Source organism: Salinithrix halophila (assembly GCF_042650125.1).
GTDB lineage: Bacteria > Bacillota > Bacilli > Thermoactinomycetales > DSM-45169 > Salinithrix > Salinithrix halophila.
In genome coordinates, this window is sequence record NZ_JBHSAP010000007.1 from 227,726 (window position 1) to 252,232 (window position 24,507).

At 52.2% G+C, this 24,507-nt stretch carries 19 protein-coding genes; 3 read left to right on the plus strand and 16 right to left on the minus strand.

Annotation, left to right across the window (positions count from 1 at the left end):
* Positions 1-387: 387 nt before the first annotated feature.
* The 9 genes from thiD to ACFOUO_RS03295 form a co-directional block, all read right to left on the minus strand.
* Entirely contained in the window at positions 388-1,215 is an 828-nt protein-coding gene (thiD, locus tag ACFOUO_RS03255; protein WP_380702109.1) for a bifunctional hydroxymethylpyrimidine kinase/phosphomethylpyrimidine kinase, read from the minus strand.
* 27 nt (positions 1,216-1,242) lie between these two features.
* Complete coding sequence (locus ACFOUO_RS03260) at positions 1,243-1,863, minus strand: NUDIX hydrolase (protein ID WP_380702111.1); 621 nt, start codon at positions 1,861-1,863, stop codon at positions 1,243-1,245.
* 27 nt (positions 1,864-1,890) lie between these two features.
* A complete protein-coding gene (gene lepB, locus ACFOUO_RS03265; protein ID WP_380702113.1) occupies positions 1,891-2,391 on the minus strand; it encodes a signal peptidase I in 501 nt (166 codons plus the stop codon).
* Between the two features lie 283 nt (positions 2,392-2,674).
* Positions 2,675-3,994: an APC family permease gene (locus tag ACFOUO_RS03270; protein ID WP_380702115.1), complete on the minus strand. Its 1,320-nt coding sequence runs from the start codon at positions 3,992-3,994 to the stop codon at positions 2,675-2,677.
* An 81-nt stretch (positions 3,995-4,075) separates the two neighbouring features.
* Positions 4,076-5,971, minus strand: coding sequence for a DEAD/DEAH box helicase (locus ACFOUO_RS03275; RefSeq protein ID WP_380702117.1), 1,896 nt, complete (start codon positions 5,969-5,971; stop codon positions 4,076-4,078).
* Between the two features lie 329 nt (positions 5,972-6,300).
* Positions 6,301-8,136 carry an AMP-dependent synthetase/ligase gene (locus ACFOUO_RS03280; protein WP_380702119.1) on the minus strand — a complete coding sequence of 612 codons (1,836 nt, stop codon included), beginning with the start codon at positions 8,134-8,136 and terminating at the stop codon, positions 6,301-6,303.
* Between the two features lie 112 nt (positions 8,137-8,248).
* A complete protein-coding gene (locus tag ACFOUO_RS03285; RefSeq protein ID WP_380702121.1) occupies positions 8,249-8,608 on the minus strand; it encodes an SCP2 sterol-binding domain-containing protein in 360 nt (119 codons plus the stop codon).
* A gap of 51 nt (positions 8,609-8,659) precedes the next feature.
* Positions 8,660-9,829, minus strand: coding sequence for an acyl-CoA dehydrogenase family protein (locus ACFOUO_RS03290; RefSeq protein WP_380702123.1), 1,170 nt, complete (start codon positions 9,827-9,829; stop codon positions 8,660-8,662).
* A 42-nt stretch (positions 9,830-9,871) separates the two neighbouring features.
* Positions 9,872-10,507 carry a TetR/AcrR family transcriptional regulator gene (locus ACFOUO_RS03295; RefSeq protein WP_380702125.1) on the minus strand — a complete coding sequence of 212 codons (636 nt, stop codon included), beginning with the start codon at positions 10,505-10,507 and terminating at the stop codon, positions 9,872-9,874.
* 236 nt (positions 10,508-10,743) lie between these two features.
* On the opposite strand from ACFOUO_RS03295, the gene ACFOUO_RS03300 reads away from it, so the two are divergent.
* Complete coding sequence (locus tag ACFOUO_RS03300; RefSeq protein WP_380702127.1) at positions 10,744-12,117, plus strand: aldehyde dehydrogenase; 1,374 nt, start codon at positions 10,744-10,746, stop codon at positions 12,115-12,117.
* Between the two features lie 54 nt (positions 12,118-12,171).
* On the opposite strand, the gene ACFOUO_RS03305 is transcribed toward ACFOUO_RS03300, so the two are convergent.
* The 6 genes from ACFOUO_RS03305 to mraY form a co-directional block, all read right to left on the minus strand.
* Positions 12,172-12,795 (minus strand): LysE family translocator, encoded by a 624-nt coding sequence (locus ACFOUO_RS03305; protein ID WP_380702129.1) that lies wholly within the window; start codon positions 12,793-12,795, stop codon positions 12,172-12,174.
* Between the two features lie 125 nt (positions 12,796-12,920).
* A complete protein-coding gene (gene odhB, locus ACFOUO_RS03310) occupies positions 12,921-14,216 on the minus strand; it encodes a 2-oxoglutarate dehydrogenase complex dihydrolipoyllysine-residue succinyltransferase (protein ID WP_380702131.1) in 1,296 nt (431 codons plus the stop codon).
* A gap of 22 nt (positions 14,217-14,238) precedes the next feature.
* The gene (locus tag ACFOUO_RS03315) at positions 14,239-17,076 is read right to left on the minus strand and encodes a 2-oxoglutarate dehydrogenase E1 component (protein ID WP_380702133.1); all 2,838 of its coding nucleotides are present in this window, start codon (positions 17,074-17,076) and stop codon (positions 14,239-14,241) included.
* A gap of 418 nt (positions 17,077-17,494) precedes the next feature.
* Positions 17,495-17,692 carry a cysteine-rich CWC family protein gene (locus ACFOUO_RS03320; protein ID WP_380702135.1) on the minus strand — a complete coding sequence of 66 codons (198 nt, stop codon included), beginning with the start codon at positions 17,690-17,692 and terminating at the stop codon, positions 17,495-17,497.
* An 88-nt stretch (positions 17,693-17,780) separates the two neighbouring features.
* Positions 17,781-18,605, minus strand: a complete 825-nt coding sequence (locus ACFOUO_RS03325; RefSeq protein ID WP_380702137.1) for a squalene/phytoene synthase family protein — start codon at positions 18,603-18,605, stop codon at positions 17,781-17,783.
* Between the two features lie 402 nt (positions 18,606-19,007).
* Positions 19,008-19,964, minus strand: a complete 957-nt coding sequence (gene mraY, locus ACFOUO_RS03330) for a phospho-N-acetylmuramoyl-pentapeptide-transferase (RefSeq protein ID WP_380702139.1) — start codon at positions 19,962-19,964, stop codon at positions 19,008-19,010.
* 270 nt (positions 19,965-20,234) lie between these two features.
* On the opposite strand from mraY, the gene ACFOUO_RS03335 reads away from it, so the two are divergent.
* Both ACFOUO_RS03335 and ACFOUO_RS03340 read left to right on the plus strand, forming a co-directional pair.
* The gene (locus tag ACFOUO_RS03335; RefSeq protein WP_380702141.1) at positions 20,235-21,644 is read left to right on the plus strand and encodes an amidase; all 1,410 of its coding nucleotides are present in this window, start codon (positions 20,235-20,237) and stop codon (positions 21,642-21,644) included.
* Between the two features lie 199 nt (positions 21,645-21,843).
* A complete protein-coding gene (locus tag ACFOUO_RS03340) occupies positions 21,844-23,172 on the plus strand; it encodes a helix-turn-helix domain-containing protein (protein WP_380702143.1) in 1,329 nt (442 codons plus the stop codon).
* A gap of 470 nt (positions 23,173-23,642) precedes the next feature.
* Here the strand turns inward: ACFOUO_RS03340 and ACFOUO_RS03345 are convergent, their stop codons facing one another.
* A complete protein-coding gene (locus ACFOUO_RS03345; protein WP_380702145.1) occupies positions 23,643-24,404 on the minus strand; it encodes a sulfotransferase in 762 nt (253 codons plus the stop codon).
* Positions 24,405-24,507 lie beyond the last annotated feature (103 nt).

Here is a 24,507-nt window from a genome sequence, read left to right on the forward strand (position 1 = left end):
ATTCAAAAAGAAACATCCTCTCGGGCGTTTTAAGGCTGCTGACTTTGTCAGCAGCCTTTTGATTCCTGTGTGGAATGACCTTCAACCAAACAAAAGACACGCCCTTCGATGGCGTAGGGTATTGCCATACTCCGACGAGGGGTGTGGAGCCGGGTTTCCGACTCCGTGCCAGATGTTCCTCCCGCAGATGTAGAGGCTGTCCGCTCCGCTCCCTCCAGCCCCAACCAGCGGACAAAAGGGTAAAGCGAGTTGTCCGCTAAACGGTCGGTTCCTCCGGGAACTCCGCTGAGTGGTCGGTGCCAACAGGCGCTTCGCCGGAAACCGGCCCGCCTTTGTGAGTGGTAGAACTTTGTCATCAGTCTCGACACGCCAAAGGGCGTGTCTTTGTCAATGCCTTGGCGGCTCTGGTGATTCTCCTTCCCGACTCCACCGGGGCGCCGCCTGGTTAACAGAGCCTTGGCCGCCTAAGGGCCAGGCACGGCGGATAGCCTCGGTCACGAAGGTTTTCGCTCGCCGGACGGCTTCCTCCGCCGTTTTCCCTTTGGCCAGTTCTGCCGTGACCGCGGCGGAAAAGGTACAGCCCGCCCCATTGGTGTGAGGCGCTTCCACCCGCTTGGCTCGCAACCGGATGACAGTGCGGCCGTCGAAAAGGAGATCCTCCGCGTCCCCCTCGGGAAGCCGCCCCCCTTTGACCACGACACAACCGGGCCCCAATTGATGAATTCGCCGGGCGGCCTCCATCATCCCTTCTACATCCCGGATCGACTCCATTTCCGCGAGGGCGGCGGCCTCCGGCAGGTTGGGAGTGACGACCGTTGCTAGAGGCAACAATTCCTCTCGCATCGCATCCAGGGCATCCGGTTTCATTAAACGGCCACCGTTTTTGGTGATAATTACCGGGTCCACGACCAAATTGGGAAGAGCAAGCTCTTTCACCTTGCGGGCGACAAGGCGGACCAGTTCACCCGAGTAGAGCATACCCGTCTTCACGGAATCGACGCCGATCGAGGAAACAGCGGCATCCAACTGATCTTCCACAGTCTCAGGAGAGCCGGTATGGATCCCCCTTCGACCATCCCCATGAAGGGTGACGATCGACGTAACCACCCCCATTCCGTAGACATCCAGCTCCTGAAAGGTCTTCAAATCCGCCTGTAGACCGGCCCCACCCCGGCTGTTGGAACCGGCGACGGAAAGCGCACGTCGGAGTTCCATATCCTTTCTACTCCCCCTTCAAGGCTTTCACTTACTGCCACAGATGCTATACAAGGCTTCCCCTACCATCCGGTAGTAAGCGTCGGAATGGGGAGCAAGGTCTTCCTTTACTAAGCGCCGCTTCTCTTCTGAACCTCCCAGTGTAAAGCCAACCACTTGTAGGCAGTCGATCTCACCTTGGAAAAAGGCGGCTGCCTTTATCGCATCCGCTTCGAACAGTCCGGCTACCTCTCCGGGCTGGGGGGAGAAGGCCTGAAGGGAGCACGCCGTCTCATAGAAATAGAGGTGACAAAACTCCCGATCCATCCAACCCTCTCCCAAGGCCTTCTCCTCCCGGCTAACCCCCAGAAACCGAAGTTCTTCCGGTCGAATCGCCATTCCCAGCTCTTCTTCCATCTCCCTAACCCCATCTTCGGGTGTTTCCCCCGCTTCCAAGTGCCCGGCGGCGGAAGCATCCATCTTGCCGGGAGAAGCCTGCTTCCCCTTGTCCCGCAACTGAAAGATCAGCCGCTTTCGATCCCCTTCCCGCCGTAGTACCCAGCAATGAAAGGTGCGGTGCCAGAGGCCTTTCCGGTGGATTTCTGTGCGTGTCGCGTTCCCCTGTACGGTCATGGTTTCGTCCAATACATCGATCCGTTCTTCCTGCATCGTTTCCCCTTTCCTTCTATGAAGCTATCAGGACAGCCAATCGATTTTATCCAGAGGCATCAAGATCAGGTCGGCCCTACCAACCACCTCGGTCAGGTCGACCAGCCCGAGCTGTCGGCTATCCATGCTGTTGTTTCGGTTGTCCCCTAATACGAAGAGGTGGTGGGCGGAAACGCGGGTTGGCGGAAAGTCACCGGCGATTTTTCCGGTGAGGTAAGGTTCCTTCAACTTCTTTCCGTTCCGGATAACCTGGCCGTCCTCGATGGTTACCACATCCCCTGGCAAGCCGATCACCCGCTTAACGAAGTCCCTCCCCTCGGTTGCGCGGAAGACAATGATGTCTTCATAATCCGGGCTATGCATCCGATAGACCCATTTGTTAACGAGAATCCGCTCCTCGGAATCCAAAGAGGGAAGCATAGACTCCCCGTGGACGATATACGGCGCAAACAGAAACGTCCGTACGACGAGCACCAGCAAGCCAGCCGCTATAAGGGCTGTTCCGTACCGGTTGAAAAATCTCTTCACATGGATCCCTTCCTTCGTTTCCTAACAAGACATTAGAATCAACGAAAAATCACAAAGGCAAGTTGCATCCCCTGCAAAATCATTACCCTTCCATCTGTGGTTGGAACCGCCTCCCTAACTTCCGATACCGTACTATTATCGGTAGTTATATCATCAACCCTCCTCCTTCTGTACATTCGGTACGTGGAGCAACCATCCCTTTCCACATAAAAGGCTTACCATCAGGCAGGAAAGAAAAATGCCCGCTTCCCTTAGGAAACGGGCGCAGAAACCGAACCAAGAATTAAGTCCGGTTCCTTCGGGTCAGCAGCCAATACAACGGCAGGCCGCATAAGGTAGTCAGGATCGCCAGCAGGCTATCCATGGGTTGCTCCAGGAGGGTAGTCACGACAACGAATGCTGATCCGAGAATGGCCAAAATCGGAACCACGGGGTAGAACGGGACACTATAAGGGCGGTTCGCCCCCTCTTTCCGCCGACGGAGGATAAAGACCGCTATGAAAGCCAGGATGTAGAAAAAGAAGATGGAGAAAACCGAGATCTCCGAAAGCTTGTCCGGATCGCTTACCAACATCATCACCACAGCAATCAGGGCCTGGAAAGCAATAGCAGCCACTGGTGTCCCCGCTGAGGGATGAACCCAGGAGAGAAGCCGGGAGAAAGGCAACTGCCCCCGCTCGGCCATGGCGAAGGGAACCCGAGGAAAAGCGAGAACCTTCCCATTCAGCGCACCGAATATCGAAACAATGATTCCCACCGTCACCAGTTTTCCTCCTAGGGAGCCAAATAGGACGGCAGCTGCCTGCCCGGCGGCATTCTCACCCAGTTGGACAATTTGATCAGCAGGAAGTACATGAAGCAGAGCAACGTTAACCAATAAGTAAACCGCCGTCACCAAAGCGATTCCGGCAAAGATCACCTTTGGGAGCAACTTGGCAGGATTCTTCATCTCACCACCGACTGAGCCGACCAGGATCCAGCCATCATAGGCGAACAGGCAGGCCAAGATCGCCGTCCCCAGGCTGATCTCCGTCGACGTGCCGCTCCCCATGCCCAAGATGGGGGTTTCTCCTTTCCATAGACCAAAGAAGATAATGAGAGCGATCGGTACCAATTTGGCTGCCGTCAATATTGTTTGGACGATACCACCCAACCGGGTACCCAAGCTGTTCACCACGGAAAGGAAAAGGACCGTCCCGATGCCAATCCAGACGCCCCATGCCTTCTGCCAACCGAACAAACCCGTCACCAGAGACCCGAAATAAAGGCCCAGGGCCCCGATGATCGCCGGACTGTAAATGATCGTCTGCATCCAGCCGCTAAGGTAACCCACCACCTTGCCGTAGACTTCCTCCATATATACGTACAGGCCGCCTGTCTTCGGTATTTGGGCGCTCACCTCAGCGATCGTAAGCCCGCTGGCCAGGGTAAGAATCCCCGCCAGCACCCAAGCGAGAAGGGCTGTTGAAGACCCACCCGCATAATCGATGACGACACCCGGCTTGACAAACACGCCGGAACCGATCACCGTTCCAACCACCAAAGACAACGCGAATGAAAACCCGATTTCTTTCTTCAACTGATTTTCCGATGAGAGCTGCATTCCTCTGTCCACCCCTGATGCTTCTTTGTCTTTTTTTCACACCAGATCAGTATAACAGGAATGCCTATTCACTTCGACCCTTTAATAGGGTGAAATATTTGGCTTCGCCAGGGTATCCAGGTAAGGCGTGAAGAAAGAGTCTCCGGAATAGGTGATAGTGAGCCGACGGCGAGCCCGGGTAAGGGCGATATAGAAGAGCGCCGCTTCCCTTTCCGGATCCTCTTCACCGGGAAGGGGCATACGGTGGGCGTCGACGAGAAAAACCGCCTCCGCATCCAACCCTTTCCCACTCTGAATCGTGCTCACCTTGACACTCGGCTCCCCTGGGTCGTAGTCCCGCTTCGTCTGCCGGTTTTCCGATATCCACCGATAGGAAATCCCCTGTTTCCGAAGCCCTTCCAGGATCGCATCGACGGGCTTCTCCCCTTGAAATTGCCGCACCCGGTAGAGGATCATGATTTCCGAGAGAGACACGCCATCCTGCCGCCGAAGCCGGTGAATAGATTCCGCAACGAAAGCCATCTCCTCTGATGAACTTCGGAAGCGACGAACGACAGGATCCGGCCCCGTTCTGGCCGTGCTTTGGGGAACGATGATTTCCACATCTCCCTCGCTACTCTTCCCTTTTTCCTCTACAGAAACATGGGCGCGGTAGAAATCCCAGGCAAAACGGATGATGGGTGCCGTGTTGCGGTAGTTAACGGAAAGGATCCGAGAACGACCCCGAAAATCGAGTCCCGTATCCTGTCGGTAACTCCGTCTACGTCTGTAGATGCTCTGGGCCCGGTCTTCGACAATGAGCAAGGAACCCGTCTCCGGATTCAACATCCGGCTGGCGAGCGTATACCATTCCGGCTCAAAATCCTGTCCCTCATCGATCAGGATCGCATCATATCGAGTGGGTTTCTTCGAGAATTGATCCGGATTTTCGAGGAAAGCGGGGATCTTTCCCTCCGACAGACCTAAATCCCGGGAAAGCCAATCATGAAAATGCCGTACCTCAATGTTCGGGGCCTCTTCCTTTCTATGCTCCTTCTCATCGCCCCCGTTGAAATTAGGTAGGATCTCCGGTTCGTTCAACTTCCGGTCAATCATATGATGAATCCAGCGGGCAAGGGAGATATTGAAACACAGCACTAGAATCCGCCAACCAGGATTCTCCTTCGCCAACAGACAAGCCCGGCTTGCCAGGATCAAGGTCTTCCCGCTGCCTGCCACTCCCCGAATGAGTCGATGGCCGTCCCCGATCTGTTTGGCTAGTCGTTCCTGGTGCAAATCCATCGTTTCGAGATCGTCCAGTGTCAACAGGATATGTTCCTGGTAGGGAACCCGCCTAGCTTCCCCTCCAATCCTCACTTCGGGGAAGAGGTGGTAACGAATTCGTTGTAGATCGATCCGGTTGATCCGCTCCTGAAAGGAAAAACGGACGGAAAACATGCCTTCTAGCTTTTTACGCAGCAAGATCGCCGAAAACTTCTCATGCTCCGGGTCGATCTCTTCCCCGGTCAGCACCCATTTCGGTTCCAGAACCGTATACAAACCACCTTTGACCATGGCTTCTCGGCTCCAGCGGGTCATCACCACTCCGTATCCATAGGGGAATTTGAGCTGAAGGGAATGTTTTCCCTCCGTCCGTACTAGATCGGCGTCCTTTTTTAAGCGATCCGCAATACGAAAGGCGTTTTCCCTGGCTTGCTTCAAAGGAGACCTCACCGTACGAGTTTCCTCGTCACGGGTCTGAAGAGTCCACTGGTCAGGGTTGAGGGAAAGGAGGGTTTTGCGGGTATAATCTTTCACCTCCAGGACCACAAGGCCCAAATCAGGGCCGATCACAACAAAATCAGGCCGTCTACCCCCGATGTCCGGTTCGTAATAGACAAGATACTCTTCAGGCAAATACTCCTGGAACGTAAAAAATAAACGCTTTTCTCCCGCAGTTGCGCTCTTACGGATCCTGTCGGGGATCATTTGGGCCATAGGGCGGACTCCTCCTCTAAACCGATGTTGCTGATACCGAATCTTTTTATTTTAACGTTCTTGGACAAAATCGGTTACTAAAATACTAGGAGCGCGATCGGAAAAAGGGGGCATCTCATTATTCTTTTGTCTCTTTTATTTCCTCGTCAACATGATATGCTCTATTTAGAGAGAGAGAGAACACCGTACACGAATCCTCCAGTCAAAACATTCACCCACACCCATCCATCACCAGACGGGGGACAGGCCATCAGGCCTGTCCCCCGTCTCTATTACCTCTAAAAAATTCCATCCGATGAAACAAGCTGCCCTGCCCCCCTATGGACGAATCAGACCTTGGTTGCAGCCGCTTCCGGTTCCGAAGGTTCTTCCGCGTAAGCCCCTTCGATCCAATCCTTATACCGCCCTTCAATGATTGGCATCCGTACTTTCAAGGTAGGGGTGAGTTCGCCGCCTTCCACGGTCCACTCTTCTCTGGCTACCAACACTTTTTTGGGTTGTTCGTAACGGGCAAATGGGGAGGTAAGCCTTTTCACTTCCTTCTTCAGGAACTCCCCGGTTTCGGGCAATCCCGCCAATTGCGCGAAAGACTCTACCGGCAACTCCTTTTGACGGGCCCAGGAGGCCAGGGTATGAAATTCCGGTACGACAAGCACGATCGGATATTTTCTCCGATTGCCCACCATCACCGACTGGGCAATATACGGACTTTGGTTGATGGCGTTTTCCACAGGCTGAGGCGCCAGGTTTTTCCCCGTCGACAGCACCAGGATGTTCTTCTTGCGGTCGATAATTCGAAGATACCCATCCTCATCCAACTCCCCCAGATCCCCGGTGTGAAACCAACCGTCCTTCAGTTGTTCCGCGGTGGCTTGCTCGTTTTTGTAGTAGCCCTTCATCACGCTCGGTCCTTTCACCAACACTTCTCCATCTGGGGCGATTCGCACGTCCAAGTTGGGGAGAGGTTTTCCCACTGTCCCGACCTGAGCCCGAACGATGGGATTGGCTGCAATCACCGGAGCGGTTTCCGTCAAGCCATACCCCTCCAGCACCGGAAGGCCGATCGACCAAAAAAAACGGGCAACCTCCGGATGGAGGGGAGCTCCTCCCGATACCATCCCCCGAAGATTCCCCCCTAGACGCTCCTTCACTTTTCGATAGACCAAACGGTCCGCGATTCTCCATTGCCGCCGTAGTTCAGGCGGGAAAGGATCGCTCAACAACAGGCGGTCCGTCTGGGTTTGGACATAACAATCGTACCATCGCCCGCCCACTTCGATCGCCCAATTGAAAATCCTCTTCCGAAGGGGAGTGTTCGCTTGTTCTCTCACCCGCTCATACATTTTTTCGAACAGGCGAGGGACACTGGTCATCACCGTCGGTTTCACTTCTTGCAAGTTTTCCTGGATCGTATCGATACTTTCAGCATACGCAATCGTCGCTCCGACGGACAACGGCATGTACTGCCCCGCCATTCGCTCAAAAACATGGGATAGAGGAAGATAGGAGAGCGTGACATCCTCGGGTAGCAACTCAAAGCACCAGAACTGGACTCCTTCAATATTAGCTAGGAAATTACCATGAGTGAGCATCACACCTTTAGGCGGCCCCGTTGTCCCAGAAGTGTGGATGATCGTAGCCAAATCATCCCGTCCCAGCCGTTCAAAACCGTTTTCCCACTCCGGCAACGGTATTCGGGCGCCCTCCTCCACCAACGCCGGGTAGAATTCGAACCCCTCCTCCAGCGGGTGTTCTTCCCCGTTCATCATCCCTATAAAAAGCTCCGGCTTAGCTCCTCCTTCCCGTACTTTCGCCAGTTGCTTCCCATCTTCCACCAGCACCGCCTTGCAATCGGCATTCTTCAGGATATAGGCGGTCTGATCGGATGGGAGGGTGGGATAAATCGGCACGCTTACCGCTCCGAGACTGAGAATCGCCAGATCGGAGATCGGCCACTTGGGGTGATTTTCCGACAGGATGGCCACTTTGTCCCCCGCCCCTACACCCCGCAAAGCCAAGCCTGAAGCCAGATCTTTCAGCTCTTTCCACATCTCGCGATAGGTGATGTCATGATAAGATCCGGCCTCTTTCCACATCAAGGCTTTCTTGTCCGGAAAGCGATCCACCGTACGCCGCACCATGTCCAGCAGATTTTTCGGCTTCATGGATGCCAGCCTCCTCGAAAGTGAACTGTACGATTTCCTCCCTCTCCTTGACTGGTAAGGGCAGATGTCCCGATCTCTTTCTAGGAAGACATCCACCAAGCCGGAGTGGCCCTTAGCCTTCGTACCGGGAACGATCATACTGGCCCAACACGCTCTGCAGTCTCATCGCTTGAGTCAAGTCACCCTTTACTTTCAATTTACCGGTCATAAAGGCGGACGTAGCGTTTAAGTTGCCGAGGATCATGTCTTTAAAATCAGCGGCAGTCATCTGGATTGTACAGTTGGGCTTTTCCGCTGGTTCCTCCTTCACTTCGACCTTTCCACCGGAAAGGCGCATCTGAAAGACGCCGGCTTCTTCTCCAGAAAGGTCGAACTGGTAGACCGTCTCCATTCCTTGAATCGGTTGGGGATCTTCCTGAAGGCGGGCTTCGATCTCGCGAAAAATTTCAGCTGTGCTTCGGTTCAGGCTCATCGGTGCTTCCCCCTTTTATTTTATTAACAAAATTGCGACTACTTCCTTCTCTTACAACCCGGCGGCAATCACTTTTTTCTGGATCTGGGTCGTCCCTTCGTAGATCGACAGGATTTTTGCATCACGCATCCATTTTTCTACCGGATAATCCCGCATGTAACCATAACCACCCAGAATCTGTACGGCATGGGTGGTCACCTCCATGGCCGTTTCAGCAGCAAAAGCTTTAGCCATGCTCCCTTCCACGGCACAGCTCTCCCCCCGATCCGCCAACTCAGCAGCACGCCAGGTCAACAACCGGGCGGCATCGATCTTTGTTCGCATTTCTGCCAGCAGGAAAGAGATCGATTGATTCTTGAAGATCGGGCGGCCAAACTGAACCCTTTGTTTCGCATAATCCAAGGCGTATTCATAGGCAGCCCGAGCCACGCCCACAGCTGCGGCAGCCACGGCGGGGCGGGAATACTCCAGCATCTTCATCGCTCCGAAAAAGGCCAAGTTCTCTCCTCCCAGCAGATGGTCGGCAGGAACTCGCACTTCCTCAAGAATCACGTCCCCCGTATGAGAAGCGCGGATTCCCATTTTCCGCTCTTTCTTTCCGGCGGACAGACCCTGGGCATCTCCTGGAACGATGAAAGCGGAAACCCCCTGATATCCTCCTTCCGGATCGGTTCGGGCAAACACGACATACAGATCGGCAATCCCCCCGTTGGTAATAAAACATTTTCGGCCGTTCAGCACCCACTCGTCCCCGTCCCGGACCGCCCGGGTCTTCATGGCGTTTACATCGGAGCCCGCTTCGGGTTCCGTCAGGGCCATCGCACCCAGACGGGGCTTTTTCGGGTCACACAGGTAAGAGAGCCATCTTTCTTTTTGGTCTTCCGCCCCCATATAATAGATGGGCAGACCGGCCAGGCCGATGGCTGACAGGGAAGTCGCGATACCCGCACAGCCCCAGAACAGCTCTTCGCCAATGAGACAGGCAGCCATGACGCTCGTCAATCCCCCTCCACCATACTCCTCCGGGCATGCGTAACTGGTCAAACCGACGTCTGCTGCCTTCTGGAACACTTCCATGGGGAACTCTTCCCGTTCGTCGTATTCCGAAGCCACCGGTCGGATCTCTTTTTCCGCGAACCCACGAGCCCATTTAACTAACTCTTCTTGTTCCCCAGAAAGCCGGAAGCTAGGGGAACCCTGCCATTTCTCCTGACCGATCATCTCTTCCCCTCCTATCCTTTATGTACTGGCACCCGACGGATTTTATAACCGTTTATCCGAGCGACCGTTTAAGGTCAAATCGGTGAAAGCCCCGACCACGAGCCGGTTCAAGAGACGGGCCATCTCCTCTACCTCTACTCCTTCCAAGGTATCGGTGAACCGTTGGATCACCACTTCGTTGATTGCCCCGACCATGGCATGAGAAACTAAGCGGAGGGTGGTAGGAGAGACCTGGTCAGACAAGACCCCCTGCACCGTGTACTGGATCAACTCCGAAAAGCGGCAATGGGCCTTCCGCCTTTCCTCTTCCACACGCGGGCTGATACCGACAGATAAAATGAGCAGCAACCAAGCGACTGCCGAATGTTCCAAGCACAATTCCACGTAACGGCGGATACCGGCATACCCTTTGTAGGCGGCCCGCTCTTCCCTCGCGATGGCCAACTGGACTTCATTTAATATCTCCTGTGCCAACCGGTCAAACAGGGAGGCCAGTAAATCCTCTTTGCCGGAAAAAAAATGATAAAATGTCGTCTTCGACACACGCGCTCGTTCTACGACCTCCAGGATCGTCGTCTCTTGAAAGGACTTCGCGGTAAAGAGTTGCAAAGCGGAGAACAGCAGTTTTTCTCGAGCATCTGTCGGCATGTTCGAGGCAAACAACAAAGGTTTTTTCAACGACCCATCACACTCCCAAGGAGATGGATACCAGTACGTACTGGTATTCTATTCCCAAAGCTTTCCGGCGTCAATACCTGAATAGAGGAACTAGTCATACGATTTCACTCCCAGAGCGATTCTCGTTACACAAAATCGCACCTTGTGCTTTCTCTACCCCCCACGTACAATCGAGGGTGAGACTTCCATCCAGAATTTTCGTTTTTTGTACACTCGACTTGAAAGGGGTTTTCCGTATGCCGCTGGACATTTCCTCGCTTTTGGATAAACAACAACACTTTTTCCAGACAGGTCGTACCTTGGAGCTCTCCTTTCGCAAAGAACGCCTTTCAGCTGTACGCCATTGGATTCTCACTCACGAATCCCGGATCATGAAGGCCCTTCGGGCGGACCTGAACAAATCCTCCCACGAAGCCTTTGTGACAGAGATCGGCATCGTGTTGGAAGAGATCCGCACCGCCTCCCGCCATCTGAAAAAATGGTCCCGCCCCCGCAAGGTACCCACTCCGCTCACCCACATGGGCTCCAAGAGCTGGATCCAACCGGAGCCCTTCGGCATCTCTCTCATCATCGGGCCTTGGAACTACCCTTTCCAACTCATCGTTGCTCCACTGATCGGGGCGATCGCGGCAGGGAATTGCGTGGTTTTGAAACCATCAGAAATGGCTCCCCATACCTCCACCCTGATCCGGAAAATGGCCGAAGAAATCTTCGACCCCGCCCATGTGACCGTCGTCGAAGGAGGGGTCAAGGAGAGCGAGGCGCTTTTGGAGCAGCCCTTTGACTCGATTTTTTTCACGGGTAGCCCAGCAGTGGGAAGGATCGTCATGGAAGCCGCCGCCAAACGAATCACCCCCCTTACCTTGGAGCTGGGAGGAAAAAGCCCAGTTATCGTCGATCGGGATGCTCATCTGGCGTTGGCTGCAAAACGGATTATATGGGGGAAATTTATCAATGCCGGCCAAACCTGCATCGCCCCCGACTATCTGGTCGTCCACCAAGATGTCCGGGAGGAATTGGTTGAACGGATGAAGGCCGCCATCCAGGAGCTTTATGGAGAAGAGCCCCTGGAAAACCCGGACTATCCTCGAATCATCCACGAGCGTCACTTCACCCGACTTAGCCGTTTCCTCGAAAAGGGAATCATCCTTACGGGGGGCGGGATAGACGCCTCGGCTCCCGCGATGGAGCCTACCTTGTTGGAAAACGTTTCCTGGACGGATCCGGTCATGGAAGAGGAAATTTTCGGCCCAATCCTTCCTGTCCTTCCCTTCGATGATCTCGATGAGGTGATCCGGCAGATCCGAAGAAAACCCAAGCCTTTGGCCCTCTATTGTTTCACGGAGTCTAAGCAGACAGAAGACCGCATCCTATCTGCGCTCCCCTTCGGCGGAGGATGTGTCAACGACACCCTGATGCACTTTGCCAGTCCGTACCTTCCCTTCGGAGGTGTGGGCCCCAGCGGGATGGGAAGATACCACGGAAAGGGAAGTTTCGATTGTTTTTCCCATCAGAAAAGCATTCTCAAGCAAACCACCCGCTTTGACTTCCCCTTCCGCTACCCGACCAGCAAAATCGGCCTCAAGGTGCTCCGAAAGCTGATGCGATAAAAGAGAAAAAGCCTGGCTGTTACCCAGCCGGGCTTTTTTGATGTTTCTTCTCAATCATTTTCCCGAGAAAGCCAGGCGAATTCCGATGAAAGCGAACAAAACCGCTTTCCCGAGATGAATCAACCTTCCTGTTTGCGGGCGTTTCTTGAGCCATTCCCCCAGGCTTCCGGCAAAGAGAGCAAACAAAGTAAAGATAACGGCAGCCTGAACCATAAACAGAACACCCAGGCCCACCATCTGCAAAGCCGCACCGTCTGTTCCCGGTGATACGAACTGTGGTAGGAAAGCCAGGAAGAAGAGGGAAACCTTCGGATTGAGCACATTCATCAGGATTCCTTTGCGAATAAGGGATCCAGCACTCTCCAACGGCTGGTTCTCCGCTGACAAAACCGCATCCCTTTCTTTCCATGCCTGCCAGGCCAAGTACAAGAGATAGGCCGCACCTGCGTATTTAACCAACTGAAATGCAAAGGACGAACGAACCAAGATGGCGGAAATCCCTAGCGCGGCTGCCATCGTGTGAACGAGGACACCCGAACACAGGCTAAGCGCTGTTACAACACCTGCTTTCCGTCCGTGTCCGATACTCTGGGCGATTACAAACAGATTGTCCGGCCCCGGTATAATCGTTAACAGGACAGAAACAGCGAGGAACGATAGGATCACATCGACATCCATTCCCATTCACCTCCCGGCCATGCCATCGCATTTTCGATAATCTACCGTACTTTTTGTTCAAATTCAACCCTACGAATTGTATACAAAAAAACCGCTCTCCGGGACGGAGAACGGTTTCCATGGAGTTACCCTTCCAGCATCAACAGTTCCGGATCTTCCAGGAGTTCTTTGATCTTCACCAGGAAGGTGACCGCTTCGGCACCATCCACGATGCGATGATCGTAGGAAAGGGCGATATACATCATTGGGCGGCTCTCGATGCTGCCATCTGGCAAGGTGACGGGCCGCTTCTGGATCTTGTGCATCCCGAGAATCCCTACTTGGGGCGCATTGAGAATCGGGGTGGACAGGAGGGAGCCAAAAACACCTCCATTGGTGATCGTGAAGGAGCCACCCTGCAGCTCATCCAGGGTAAGAGCGTTATCACGCGCTTTACCTGCGAGGCGGACAATTTCTTTCTCGATTTCGGCAAAGCTACGTTTATCCGCGTCACGCACCACGGGAACAACCAGCCCTTCCTTGGCGGAGACGGCGATCCCGATATCATAATACTTCTTCAGGAGCATATCCTGCCCCTGGATCTCCGCATTAAGCCGTGGGATGGCCTTTAGGGCGGCAACAGAAGCCTTGGTAAAGAAGGACATAAAGCCCAGGTTTACATCATGCTGCTCCTTGAACGCTTCTTTCCGCCGCTTGCGGATCTCCATCACCGCTGAGAGGTCCACCTCGTTGAAAGTCGTCAGCATGGCCGCATTCTGCTGGGCCTCTACCAGGCGGTTGGCGATGGTCTGACGGCGGCGCGACATCCGCACTCGGTCTACGGGACGACCGTCATCTCCTTCCCCTTTCACTTCGCTGCCCGGAGTCGGCTTGTTCGATTCGGGTTTCTTCGAAGCGGGCTTAGGTTTCTCTTCCGCCTTCTCTTCGCGGTGGTTCTTTATATCGTCCACCGAAACCCGACCCGAAGGATCCGATGTCCGAACGTTATCCAGGTTGATCCCCCGTTCCCGGGCCAGCTTGCGTGCAGCAGGGGAGGCAATGCGGGAAGAACGGGACTCTTCTTCCGCGTTCCGGTTATCCAGGGCCTTTTCGTCGGCTTCTTCGGCCTCTTCTTTCAAATCAGCAGCTTTTTCCTCTTTTTCGTCCGCCTGGGAGGGTTCTTCTCCAGCGTCGCTGGGTGCTTTGTCACCTGCTTCGAGCAAGGCAATCGTTTCGCCCACTTCGACGGTGTCCCCTTCTTTCTTCACGATTTCCTTTAAAACGCCCGCATCCTCGGCGTTAATTTCCAGGTTGACTTTATCCGTCTCGAGTTCCAGGAGAAGATCTCCTTCCTCGACGGAGTCCCCCTCCTCTTTCAACCAATTGGCGATGGTCCCTTCCGTGATCGATTCTGCCAGTTCCGGGACTTTGATCTCCTTCACGTCAATTCCCTCCCGCGTGTCGTTACCCTTGGATTTTGAGCGCTGCCCTCAGGATGCGTTTCTGTTCGATATCGTGTACGTCTGGCTGTCCTTCCGCTGTGCTGGACCGTTCGGGACGTCCGATGTAGTCCACAGCGATGCCATCGGGGGCTACAGCGCGCAGACGCGGTTCCATATAGGTCCATGCTCCCATATTGCGAGGCTCTTCCTGAACCCAAATCAGTTCTTTTAGATTGGGGAACCGGCTGAGAACCTGCCGCACTTCTTCCCTAGGGAAGGGATACAGCTGCTCCACGCGCAGGACATGAACGTCCTCGGAGCGCTCTTCATTTTCGCCCATCTCTTCCAGATCGATGGTCACTTTACCGCTGGCGAGAATCAGTCGCTCCACTTTGTCAACATCTTGGCCCCAACCCGGCTGCTCCAGCACAAACCGGAAACAGCCATTCTGGAATTCCTCCCCTTTGGAGACGGTCCGCTTGTTGCGTAAGAGGCTCTTCGGTGTCATCAGCACAAGGGGCCGGGCGTCCTCTTTGTCCGTGATCGCTGCCTGCCGCCGCAAAAGGTGGAAGTATTGGGACGCACTGGATAGGTTGGCCACCGTCCAGTTATTTTCCGCCGCCATCTGGAGGAACCGCTCCAAGCGGGCGCTGGAGTGTTCCGGTCCCTGACCTTCATATCCATGAGGGAGAAGCATCACAAGGCTGGATTTCTGCCCCCACTTGGCCCGACCAGCGGACAGGAATTGGTCGATGATCACCTGCCCGGCATTGGCGAAATCACCAAATTGGGCTTCCCACAGCACCAGCGTCTCAGGAGAGTATACGTTGTATCCGTATTCGAACCCGATCACCGCGGCCTCGGTCAGCGGACTATTGTGGATGGCAAAGGATGCCTTAGCCTGAGGCAAACGATGTAAGGGGCAGAATTTCTGGCCTGTCTCGGGATCATGGACCATCAGGTGGCGGTGGGCAAAGGTTCCCCGTTCGGTATCCTGCCCGGTGAGGCGAATCGGTCTCCCATCCGCCAGAATGGAGGCGAAAGCGAGGGTCTCCGCCAGAGGCCAGTCAACCGCTCCTTCCCCTTCCAGAGCGTCACTCCGCCGCTGAAGCACTTTCTCAAGCTTGGGGTAGGTGTGAAAGCCTTCCGGCCTTTTCAGGAGTTCCACATTGATCTCCCGAAGCAAATCCAGGTCGACTCCCGTGTTGATTTCCGGTACGAGGTCCGGAATCAGCTCACCCGCATCGACCCGCCCGTTGCCGTTCTTCCGATTCTCTTTAGCCGTCTGATAGGCTTTTTGCAGGCGGTCCTGAACCGATTGATCCAATGCTTTCACTTCGTCTTGGGTGATCGTTCCCTCTTTGACGAGGGTCTCCCCATAAGACTTACGAACGGTAGGATGCTTCTGGATCTTTTTGTAGAGGCTCGGCTGGGTCGCAACCGGATCATCCATTTCGTTATGGCCATAACGCCGGTACCCGATCAGATCAATGAGGAAGTCCTTGCAAAACCGGGTCCGGTATTCGCAAGCCAGCTGTACAGCGGCCAGGCAAGCTTCAGGATCGTCGGCGTTGACGTGAACGACCGGAATCTCGAAGCCCTTGGCCAGATCGCTCGCGTAGCGGGTAGACCTGGAGTCCCGGCTGTCCGTGGTGAAGCCAAGCATGTTATTAGCGATGATATGGATGGAGCCGCCCGTCTGATAACCGGGAAGCCGGTCAAAGTTGAGCGTTTCCGCCACAACACCCTCACCGGGGAAGGCCGCATCTCCGTGAACGAGAATTGCGAGGGACCGGCTTACATCATGTTCGGGATAACCGACTTGGCTCCGGTCCTCTTGAGCAGCGCGAGTATATCCCTCGACCACAGGATTGACATATTCGAGATGGCTCGGGTTGTTAGCGAGAGCTACACGGGCATGAACCTCATTTTCATTTTCAAACTCACGGTCCATCCCCAGGTGATATTTGACATCCCCTGTCCAACCGTAGTTAATTCCCATCGAGCCTTCCGAAGGGACTAGGTCCTTGTTCGGGGAATGGTGAAACTCGGAGAAAATCTTTTCATAGGGTTTGCCCAGAACGTGGGCGAGGACATTCAAACGCCCCCGGTGAGCCATCCCAATATTGATGGAACGGACACCGCTGTTAACCGAACAGTGGATAATCTCATCCATTAAGGGTACCAGCATGTCCAATCCTTCGACGGAGAAACGCTTTTGACCGACAAAGGTACGATGGAGGAAACGCTCGAACTCCTCCACCTCAACCAACCGCCTCAGAACGGCCGCTTTTTTCTTTGACGGGATCGCCGGGAGAAGTCCCGATTCCACCCGTTTATACAACCATTCCCGTTCCTCGGAACTATGAACATGGCTGAACTGAAAAGCGATCGTTTTGGTGTAGAGACCCCGGAGACTCCGGACCACATCCAGTGCCGTCCGCATCTTACCCGGGGCATGTGGCTTGATAACCTCACCGGGAATCGATTCCAACTCCGCCTCGGTCAGACCGAAGGACTCCGGAATCAGCCGCCGATTGTCCGGCTCGTGATAACCCAACGGGTCAAGCTGAGCCGCCATATGTCCGTGGATGCGGATGCTGTTCACCAGCTTTTCCGCCGCCACCACCTTTTTCAAAAAGGATACGTCCCCAGGAATCCCGGCTGGCGGCGCTTCCTGTTTCTGAACGCCTCCTTCCATTCCGGGGGGCGCCCCGTACTCATCAAACCACTCCCGCATCGGCTCCTCAACGGACGCCGGATCTTCCATATACCGTTCATATAACTCTTGGATGTAGCCTAGGTTCGGTCCGTGAAACCGTTGCCAAGCGTTTTCACTGTCTACGTTCCCAGATGCCATACGGCACTCCCTCCAACTGCGACTGTTATCGGTTCTCTTCTCTGTAGGTGAACCGGAACCCAACGGCTGTAGCCGTTCATCGGAAACCGCCTTCATTATACCCATATCCTCTAGGGGAGTTGCAACAGCGGAAATCTGCCGACTTGCCCCTTGTTGGCTTGGAATTGATTGCTTTCATGCCGAGGACGCATGTAAAAGCACCCATACGGGCGCTTTTGACAGAAGATCATAAAAAGAATGGGCCGCATTTTTAGATAAGAAGATAAAATAAAGACATCGTGTCACCCTTTATCCCGCGAACCACTCCGACTACATGGACCGGAAATGAGGGTCGATCCAAATTGTTTGCTTCTCTCGGCTTCTTTTATTGTAGCATGAATCCGCTTCCACTGGGACGAATAGCAAACTTTTCTACTGCTCACTCCTTTTTGTAACGTTTCACACAGCCTTGACAAATACATGCTTTTCGCTGCTCAGATGATACTCGCTCAAGGATTTCAGGAGGGAACACCTCTTTGTCGCACCAGCATGTACCACGGGGCTTTCCTGCTAGGTTGCCGCAATCATTATCTTTACCGCATATTGGGCAGAATGCCGCTTGATTGGGTTCAACCATGGTCCTAACCCCCTTTCCACAACAAAGCCGCTCCCTAAAGAGAAGCGACTGCTTGGTTGCGATCCAATATATGAGAAGAGAGTTTTCACTACTCCCCAATAATTTTTTTGACCAATGCCTTCACCGCAAACCGGCTGAGCTTGGATTCCCCTGCTTCCAAAGCACGGAGGGTTCCATGCGCGAGTGTCAAAGGAATTTTACAGAACTCAAGAATCGGCTGGGATTGAATGCTGTCCGTATAAATATCCGCCATCACTAGATTTCGGCGGGCATACGAGAACATTTCTTCCATCGACCACCCATTAGGGAAGAAATCCACCCCCCGGGCAAGATCCTCCTCCCGATTCCGAATGATATTGACTGCTTGCAAGCCACGCCCATAAGCGACAGCCAGCTTTTCATCCGTTTCCGTGCCGTCGTACCACCGCCAAAGATCGTTTAGGAGTACACCGACCAACCCCGCCACATAGTACGTATAATCATCCAAGTCTTCCTCTGTCCGGATATCCCACTCTTTACATACCCAGTCCGCCATGCCTTTTGCCATAATTCCCGTCTTATCGTACACAAGGGACCGGACGGTTGGCGGGCTCAGTTTCGCCCAATCATTCATTCGCAAAGTCACTTCCGGCAGCCGTGACCGGTGGGGTTCCATCAAGTTCGTCCATTGCCGGTCCAAATCAGCCTCAGGTTGTTGTAAGATCCTTTGGGAAGAACGTAACAGGTTAGCTTTTACATCAGAAGGAAGCGCAGGATCATCCTCGATTTCATCAATGGCCCTCATACAGAGATACGCAGAGGAAACCGCTTCTTTCAAGCCTTCCGGCAGACGGCTAATGGGAATGAAGAAGGTTCGGCTGGTCGCTTTCAGCATGGCCGAAGCCTCTTGATGTCGGTTTATTATTTTATCCATGTTTTCCTCCTTCCGGTTCACAAACTCTCACCTCATACGGATTCGGAGTTGTACTTCTAACAGAATACCATGCTGTCCCGCTTCTTGTAAGGTAAGAAGTGTGATTTGACACGGGGTTTTAATGACCACAGGATTCTATCTTTCCCCAATCAGCTGGTTCATTTACCTTCAAGGGTTCATCATCCCAAACCTTCCCCAACAAAAAGGCCCGCACTTCGCAGGCCTTGCATGGTTATGATAGGCTTCACAACCGCCCGCCGGAACACTGGGAATAAAAAAAGAATGCCCCGATCAAGGAGCAATGGGACATAGACCATTGGCAGGGCATGACCCTAGCCTAAGGTAAGTATACAGGATCAACGGAATGACAGTAAAAAAAAACCGGGTCCCTTATCACACGAATTAAGATAAATAAAGGCCCACACCGATTCCTGAGAAAAGCAGTTGGCAAAACCAAAACACGGTGACGATTTTCCGTTCTGACCAACCCAGCAATTCAAAATGATGATGAACAGGGCTCATGCGAAAAATCCGCTTTCCCCAAACTTTAAACGAGAACACCTGGACCATCACAGATAACATCTCCAATAGGAAAATCGCCGCAAAAACGGGCAGCAACTTTACGGTATCGGTGACCACCGCCACGGCGGCAACTCCACCACCCAAAGCGAGAGATCCGGTATCGCCCATGAAAATTTTGGCGGGATGCCAATTAAACAGCAAAAAGGCGGAAATCGCCCCTACCATCGATGCTGCAAACAAAACGACCACCGGGTTGTCCTGTTGTATCCCAATCCATATGTATACGCCATAAACGATCACGGAGGTCCCTGCCACCAAACCATCCAAGCCGTCGGTGTAGTTCACGGCATTGGAGACGATGACTAGAGTAAGGAGTAACAACCAGAAATACAAACTTTCTAGCGTAGTGGAAAATTGGATTTCAAACCCATGAATCGGATGATTCAAAAACAGAAAAAGAAAAACGGAACCCATGAAAAATTGCATTAGCAATTTTTGTTTGTTCGTCAGTCCCAGATTCCGTTTCATCGCCACCTTGACAAAATCGTCTAAAAAACCGACCAATCCGAAACCCAATGTAACGAATAACAAGAAGAGCAAGTCTTCTTCTATTCGATCCACACCCGTTGCCATACCGGTCACCCCTACCGTCACCACGGAAGCGGCGAGAAAAATCATCCCACCCATCGTCGGCGTTCCTGTCTTTTCATAATGCCTCTTCGGCCCTTCTTCTCGAATAGCCTGTCCCCATTCCATGTGTTTAAAAAAGGGTATCGCCCATCGACCCAAGATAACACTCAATCCAAATGATACAGCCACCTGTAAAAAGATCGACATCCCGTTCCACCCCTAGCTTCCATGTATAATGACAAGTGTAAAGGAGGAAGCGAAAGCGAAACTATCGATTCATATTACATCTAGCTTTAAAGTTTGTAAGGTTTGGAGACAGTATCTAACCATGAAAGTCTTTTAGCTTCCATCTCAAGGTGCTTTTTTTATTTTCCTTTCATGAAGACCAGCGGTCATGATACACTTTTTAATAAACGGAAATGATTCACTATTCTGGGTCTGAAACGGGACAGACCCTGACTAATCGAGGTGAATATCATGTCGATCCTGGACTTCGACGCCACGACAGTAGCCCGGAAGGTCCGCAATCGTGAACTCTCTTCCCTGGAAGCTACTGAAGCTTATATCACCCACCTGAAAAAGATCCAACCCCACCTTAACTGCTTGGTAGAGGAGCGCTTTGATCAAGCACGGGAGGAAGCCAGACAGGCTGATGAACAATTGAAACTCGGCAACGCCCGGGGCCAGCTGTTCGGAGTTCCGATCAGCATCAAAGAATCCTTTGATGTGAAAGGGATGCGGACGACCAGTGGCCTCTCCCATCGAAGAGATCATATCGCTGACCAAGATGCGACCATCGTTGCTCAACTTCGGAGAGAAGGCGCGATTATTCTGGGAAAAACTAACACTCCTTCCCTTTGTTTTTGTCAGGAAACAGAAAACAAGTGTTTTGGACGGACAAACAATCCCTGGGATGTGACTCGTACAGCGGGTGGTTCAAGCGGCGGTGAGGGAGCCTTGATCGCCGCCGGTGGAGCGGCAGTGGGGGTAGGCTCCGACGTCGGCGGCTCTATTCGCTTTCCCTGTCATTTTAACGGCGTCATCGGGTTTAAAAGCGGTCGTGGACAAGTTTCGCAAGCCGGTTCGTTCCCACCTATCCGGATTCCTTTGCAGGAGCGGATGCTCGGAATGGGAGCCATCGCCAAATCAGTCCGGGATGCACGCCTCATCCATTCCATTCTGGCTTCCCCTCCCCCATCGGACTCCCTGGATTCCTTCGAAATCGTTTTTCCTTTACACGATCAGCACTATCCCCTTCAGGAGGAAACCGCATCCTTAATGAAACAGGTCGTGCAAACCATGGATCGCCGTTTTTCCCTGACCGATCAGGAGCCGCCCTATTATCGGGAATCCGCCCAACTTTGGCAATGGATCATGTCCATCGATGGAGCCCATGATACGGCAACCATCGCTTTTGACGACAAGCCGATCCGTCCGATTTGGGAGTTTGCGAAGGAAATACTGGGGAAGAAGTCGGACTTGCACCGCTATCTGTCCTGGGCCCTCATCGGTGCCCGCTTATTTAAACCGAGCCAAAAACGGCTGGCCGCCATCCAACAGACCCTAACCGCCGGGGACCAGGAGCTGAACTCTTATTTCAACCGACGCCTGTTGATCCTTCCCGTTTACCACCGTACAGCCTTACCCCATGGCCAGCTATACCGGGAGATTTTCTCCATGCGCAAAACGTATCAAACCTATATGCCTTTTGTCGCCTATGCCAATGTATGGGGACTACCTTCACTCGTCATCCCGGTCGGCGAAGGAGAAGACGGCCTCCCGGCAGCCATCCAGGTGATCGGCGGCAATGGGAACGAGGAGACGATTTTCCAATTGGGGGAGTGGCTGGAACAAAAATTTCGCGGATATGTCCGTGCAGAAGTGTAAAAACCATGAGCGGCCCCTTGACCGGTGGATTACCGGGCAAGGGGCCGCTTCGCTGATGGAAAAGGTTATGTTCTCTACTGTCGCTAAAAGATTTTAAAGCGTTGTAGCTGAAAAAGGTGGATGTATACTATTTCCAAAAAACAAGCAGTTGGTATAAAATATAATTATTAATCCCAGGTAGCGGAAAGGTGGGCATAAATTGGAGTCCTTAGATATTCACGAGGTCGGTGAAATTATTCGAAAAGTCCGTAAAGAACGACGCCTTCGATTGGAGGATTTGGCTGACAAAAACATTTCTCCTGCCACCATAAGCAACATTGAAAGAGGCGTTCCCCATGTAGGGGTTGAAAAAGCACTCTACCTTCTGAATAAGTTGAATATCCCATTGGAACAAGTACCGGAAATCTTGCTGGGTGAGCAGAAAGAATTGAAGAAACTACAATTTTATTTGTTCCAAACGGAAACCCTAAGGGATATCGGGGAAGCTGAAAAAGCATTAAAAAAGCTGGACCAAATAACCCTTGACGATTCCCATCCCTATGCAGCCTACTACCATTACATCAAGGGGAAGTGCTATAGCAGTCAACGGAATTGGAAAAGAGCAGAGCGCTCTTTCTTTAACGCGATTCGATTGGGTAGTCAGACAAATTCCAACATAGAAGCTGCTGCTTTTACGGAATTGAGCCTTTGCCTTTACTATCAAAATGATATGGAACAGGCATTGCAGTACGCAGAAAGCGGGATCGATGCATTCAAAGATAACGGGGATCGACCGCAATTCAAATACCTTCTCAAACGGAATAAAGCGATCTACCTGGAGAGATTAGGCCGCCTCGGGGAAGCTATCGGGGTCGTCCATGAAATATGGGATGAGTTGCCTCATATCGAGCAAACAGAAACCCTTCTATCCTTTTATTGGCTTCGGGCTGAATTATGCCGACGTACAGGTGTATTGGATCAAGCGATTGAATACGCAGAAATCGGCCTGGAAAAAGCGAGAATGAATCATCAATATACAATGATATTTGATTTTTGGACAGTGTTGGGTAGCGTTTACATGCAACAAAAAGACTGGGAACAGGCTGAAGAATGTTTTGATACGGCACTCCATTTGCAGGGGAAGCTCCCCAAAGAAGATGAGGATAAATTTATTACGACATATGCCCGGTTGGGCCTCCTCTATCTAAAAGAAAAAAGAAATAACGAAGCCAAGCAGGCCATTAACAGAGCCATTCAACTTGGCGAAAAACATAATGATGTCCCTCAATTAACTTATGCTCTACAAGTGATGGGAGACTTTCATCGACTACAAAACGAGAAATCAGAAGCTATCGCCTTTTATCGACGAGGGGCCGAAATTGCAGAGAAACACGGTCTTAAGAAAAGAGCATATAAAAACATGCTCCATTTGGCTCAATGTTTGGAAAATATTAGCGACAAGGAATTTCAGCAAATAACACGAAATATGTATCAACTACAAATTGAATTACAAACTGAGGAGGACATCACCTTTGAGAAAGTGGAGTAAAAGATCATTCGTTGCTCTCATTGCGGCGCTGTTCATCACTGTCAGCTTAAACACCTCTCCACAAGTAAGCTATGTAGAGTTAACCCATTCACAAGACAGCAAACCCGGCAGCGGCTAAAAATAAGAGCCTGGAAAGTACCTTCAATCTCTCGAATACATGGGATGTCAATTGGCATAATTAATCGTTTGGATCCGGATATCCAAAATGGGCAAAAAGAAGCAGAGGAATACTTGTTTCCTAGGGGTAATCCTGGGTTTTCTTTATGGAAGGCTCATGGATTATCGAGCCCTATATTTTTGTACATGGTAATTGATTCATAGGCAAGAGAGAACGAAAAAGCCTCACTGCCTGGGCCGAGTTTACGAGCAACGGGGGTCTAGATGCAACAAGTTGGCGCCTTCGAAGGGACGCCCTTTTCGAACCCGACAAACCCAGCTAGATTAGCTGGGTTTGTCGGGTTCGGCCCGAATTACAGCTTTACTTCAAATCCGAAACTACGTACGGCTTGGAAATGCTTTTCGTTAAAAATACTTAAATCATGTTTTTTATACCGTTCAAAGGACTCCGGTTTCCGAACAATGCGGGACAGCGGATGGATATCCATTTCATTCACATCCAACCCCAAAAAACGGATCAATTTTTGGATCTCCATTTTGGGGTTAAGACAAAGCTGGTCGTAATTGAGCACGAAAAACCGGTTGCCCAAAAGCTTATTCCCCAGCCTGATCGATCTTCGATTGGATTTAATCCAATAGTTCAATTGGGCGATAGGGAGATATTTTTTATCTTTGGGCATCTCAATGTTAAAGCGCTTCCCCCAAAGACGAAGCTGCCGTTTGTTTTCACTGAACGCCATGTCTAACCCATTCCGTATGACTAGGATATATTTGAGTGAGTCAAAGTGTCTATTCAATGTTTTTAAATAGAGATGCGTAAAGGGGTTTTTAAATCCCCACCCGATATACCGTGTATAATCAACTGCATGAGAATGGAGCATCTTTCTCTTAAATTCCCGCAAAAGAGCTTGTTGTCTCGTTAGGGGTGTGCGTATGAAACGTTTTCCATTTAGCCATTGATTATCATTGGATTTCAACTGATTCGGTTTATTGCCGTCATCCACTCCCATATAAAAGCCCAGTTGTTTCAACAATTCCGCAACCACTCTGGTTCCGCTTCCCCCGACCCCACCAATTACAACCGGCCCTGGTAATCCTTCCGCTGAATGAGCCAAAGATGGTTTCGCTCCTTTCTTTTGGCTTTCTATCATCCTATGTGCTTTGTTTGCTAACAAAACCCTACACTTGGTTTATCGTGTAGGGGCCATTTTTCGCTCG

What these genes read in the sequence shown, in the direction of transcription:
- thiD (WP_380702109.1), bottom strand. Translation starts at nt 1,215, where the DNA reads ATGGAACTCCGACGTGCGCTTTCCGTCGCCGGTTCCAACAGCCGGGGT.
- ACFOUO_RS03260 (WP_380702111.1), bottom strand. Translation starts at nt 1,863, where the DNA reads ATGCAGGAAGAACGGATCGATGTATTGGACGAAACCATGACCGTACAG.
- ACFOUO_RS03270 (WP_380702115.1), bottom strand. Translation starts at nt 3,994, where the DNA reads ATGCAGCTCTCATCGGAAAATCAGTTGAAGAAAGAAATCGGGTTTTCA.
- ACFOUO_RS03275 (WP_380702117.1), bottom strand. Translation starts at nt 5,971, where the DNA reads ATGGCCCAAATGATCCCCGACAGGATCCGTAAGAGCGCAACTGCGGGA.
- ACFOUO_RS03280 (WP_380702119.1), bottom strand. Translation starts at nt 8,136, where the DNA reads ATGAAGCCGAAAAATCTGCTGGACATGGTGCGGCGTACGGTGGATCGC.
- ACFOUO_RS03285 (WP_380702121.1), bottom strand. Translation starts at nt 8,608, where the DNA reads ATGAGCCTGAACCGAAGCACAGCTGAAATTTTTCGCGAGATCGAAGCC.
- ACFOUO_RS03290 (WP_380702123.1), bottom strand. Translation starts at nt 9,829, where the DNA reads ATGATCGGTCAGGAGAAATGGCAGGGTTCCCCTAGCTTCCGGCTTTCT.
- ACFOUO_RS03300 (WP_380702127.1), top strand. Translation starts at nt 10,744, where the DNA reads ATGCCGCTGGACATTTCCTCGCTTTTGGATAAACAACAACACTTTTTC.
- ACFOUO_RS03305 (WP_380702129.1), bottom strand. Translation starts at nt 12,795, where the DNA reads ATGGATGTCGATGTGATCCTATCGTTCCTCGCTGTTTCTGTCCTGTTA.
- ACFOUO_RS03315 (WP_380702133.1), bottom strand. Translation starts at nt 17,076, where the DNA reads ATGGCATCTGGGAACGTAGACAGTGAAAACGCTTGGCAACGGTTTCAC.
- ACFOUO_RS03320 (WP_380702135.1), bottom strand. Translation starts at nt 17,692, where the DNA reads ATGGTTGAACCCAATCAAGCGGCATTCTGCCCAATATGCGGTAAAGAT.
- ACFOUO_RS03325 (WP_380702137.1), bottom strand. Translation starts at nt 18,605, where the DNA reads ATGGATAAAATAATAAACCGACATCAAGAGGCTTCGGCCATGCTGAAA.
- mraY (WP_380702139.1), bottom strand. Translation starts at nt 19,964, where the DNA reads ATGTCGATCTTTTTACAGGTGGCTGTATCATTTGGATTGAGTGTTATC.
- ACFOUO_RS03335 (WP_380702141.1), top strand. Translation starts at nt 20,235, where the DNA reads ATGTCGATCCTGGACTTCGACGCCACGACAGTAGCCCGGAAGGTCCGC.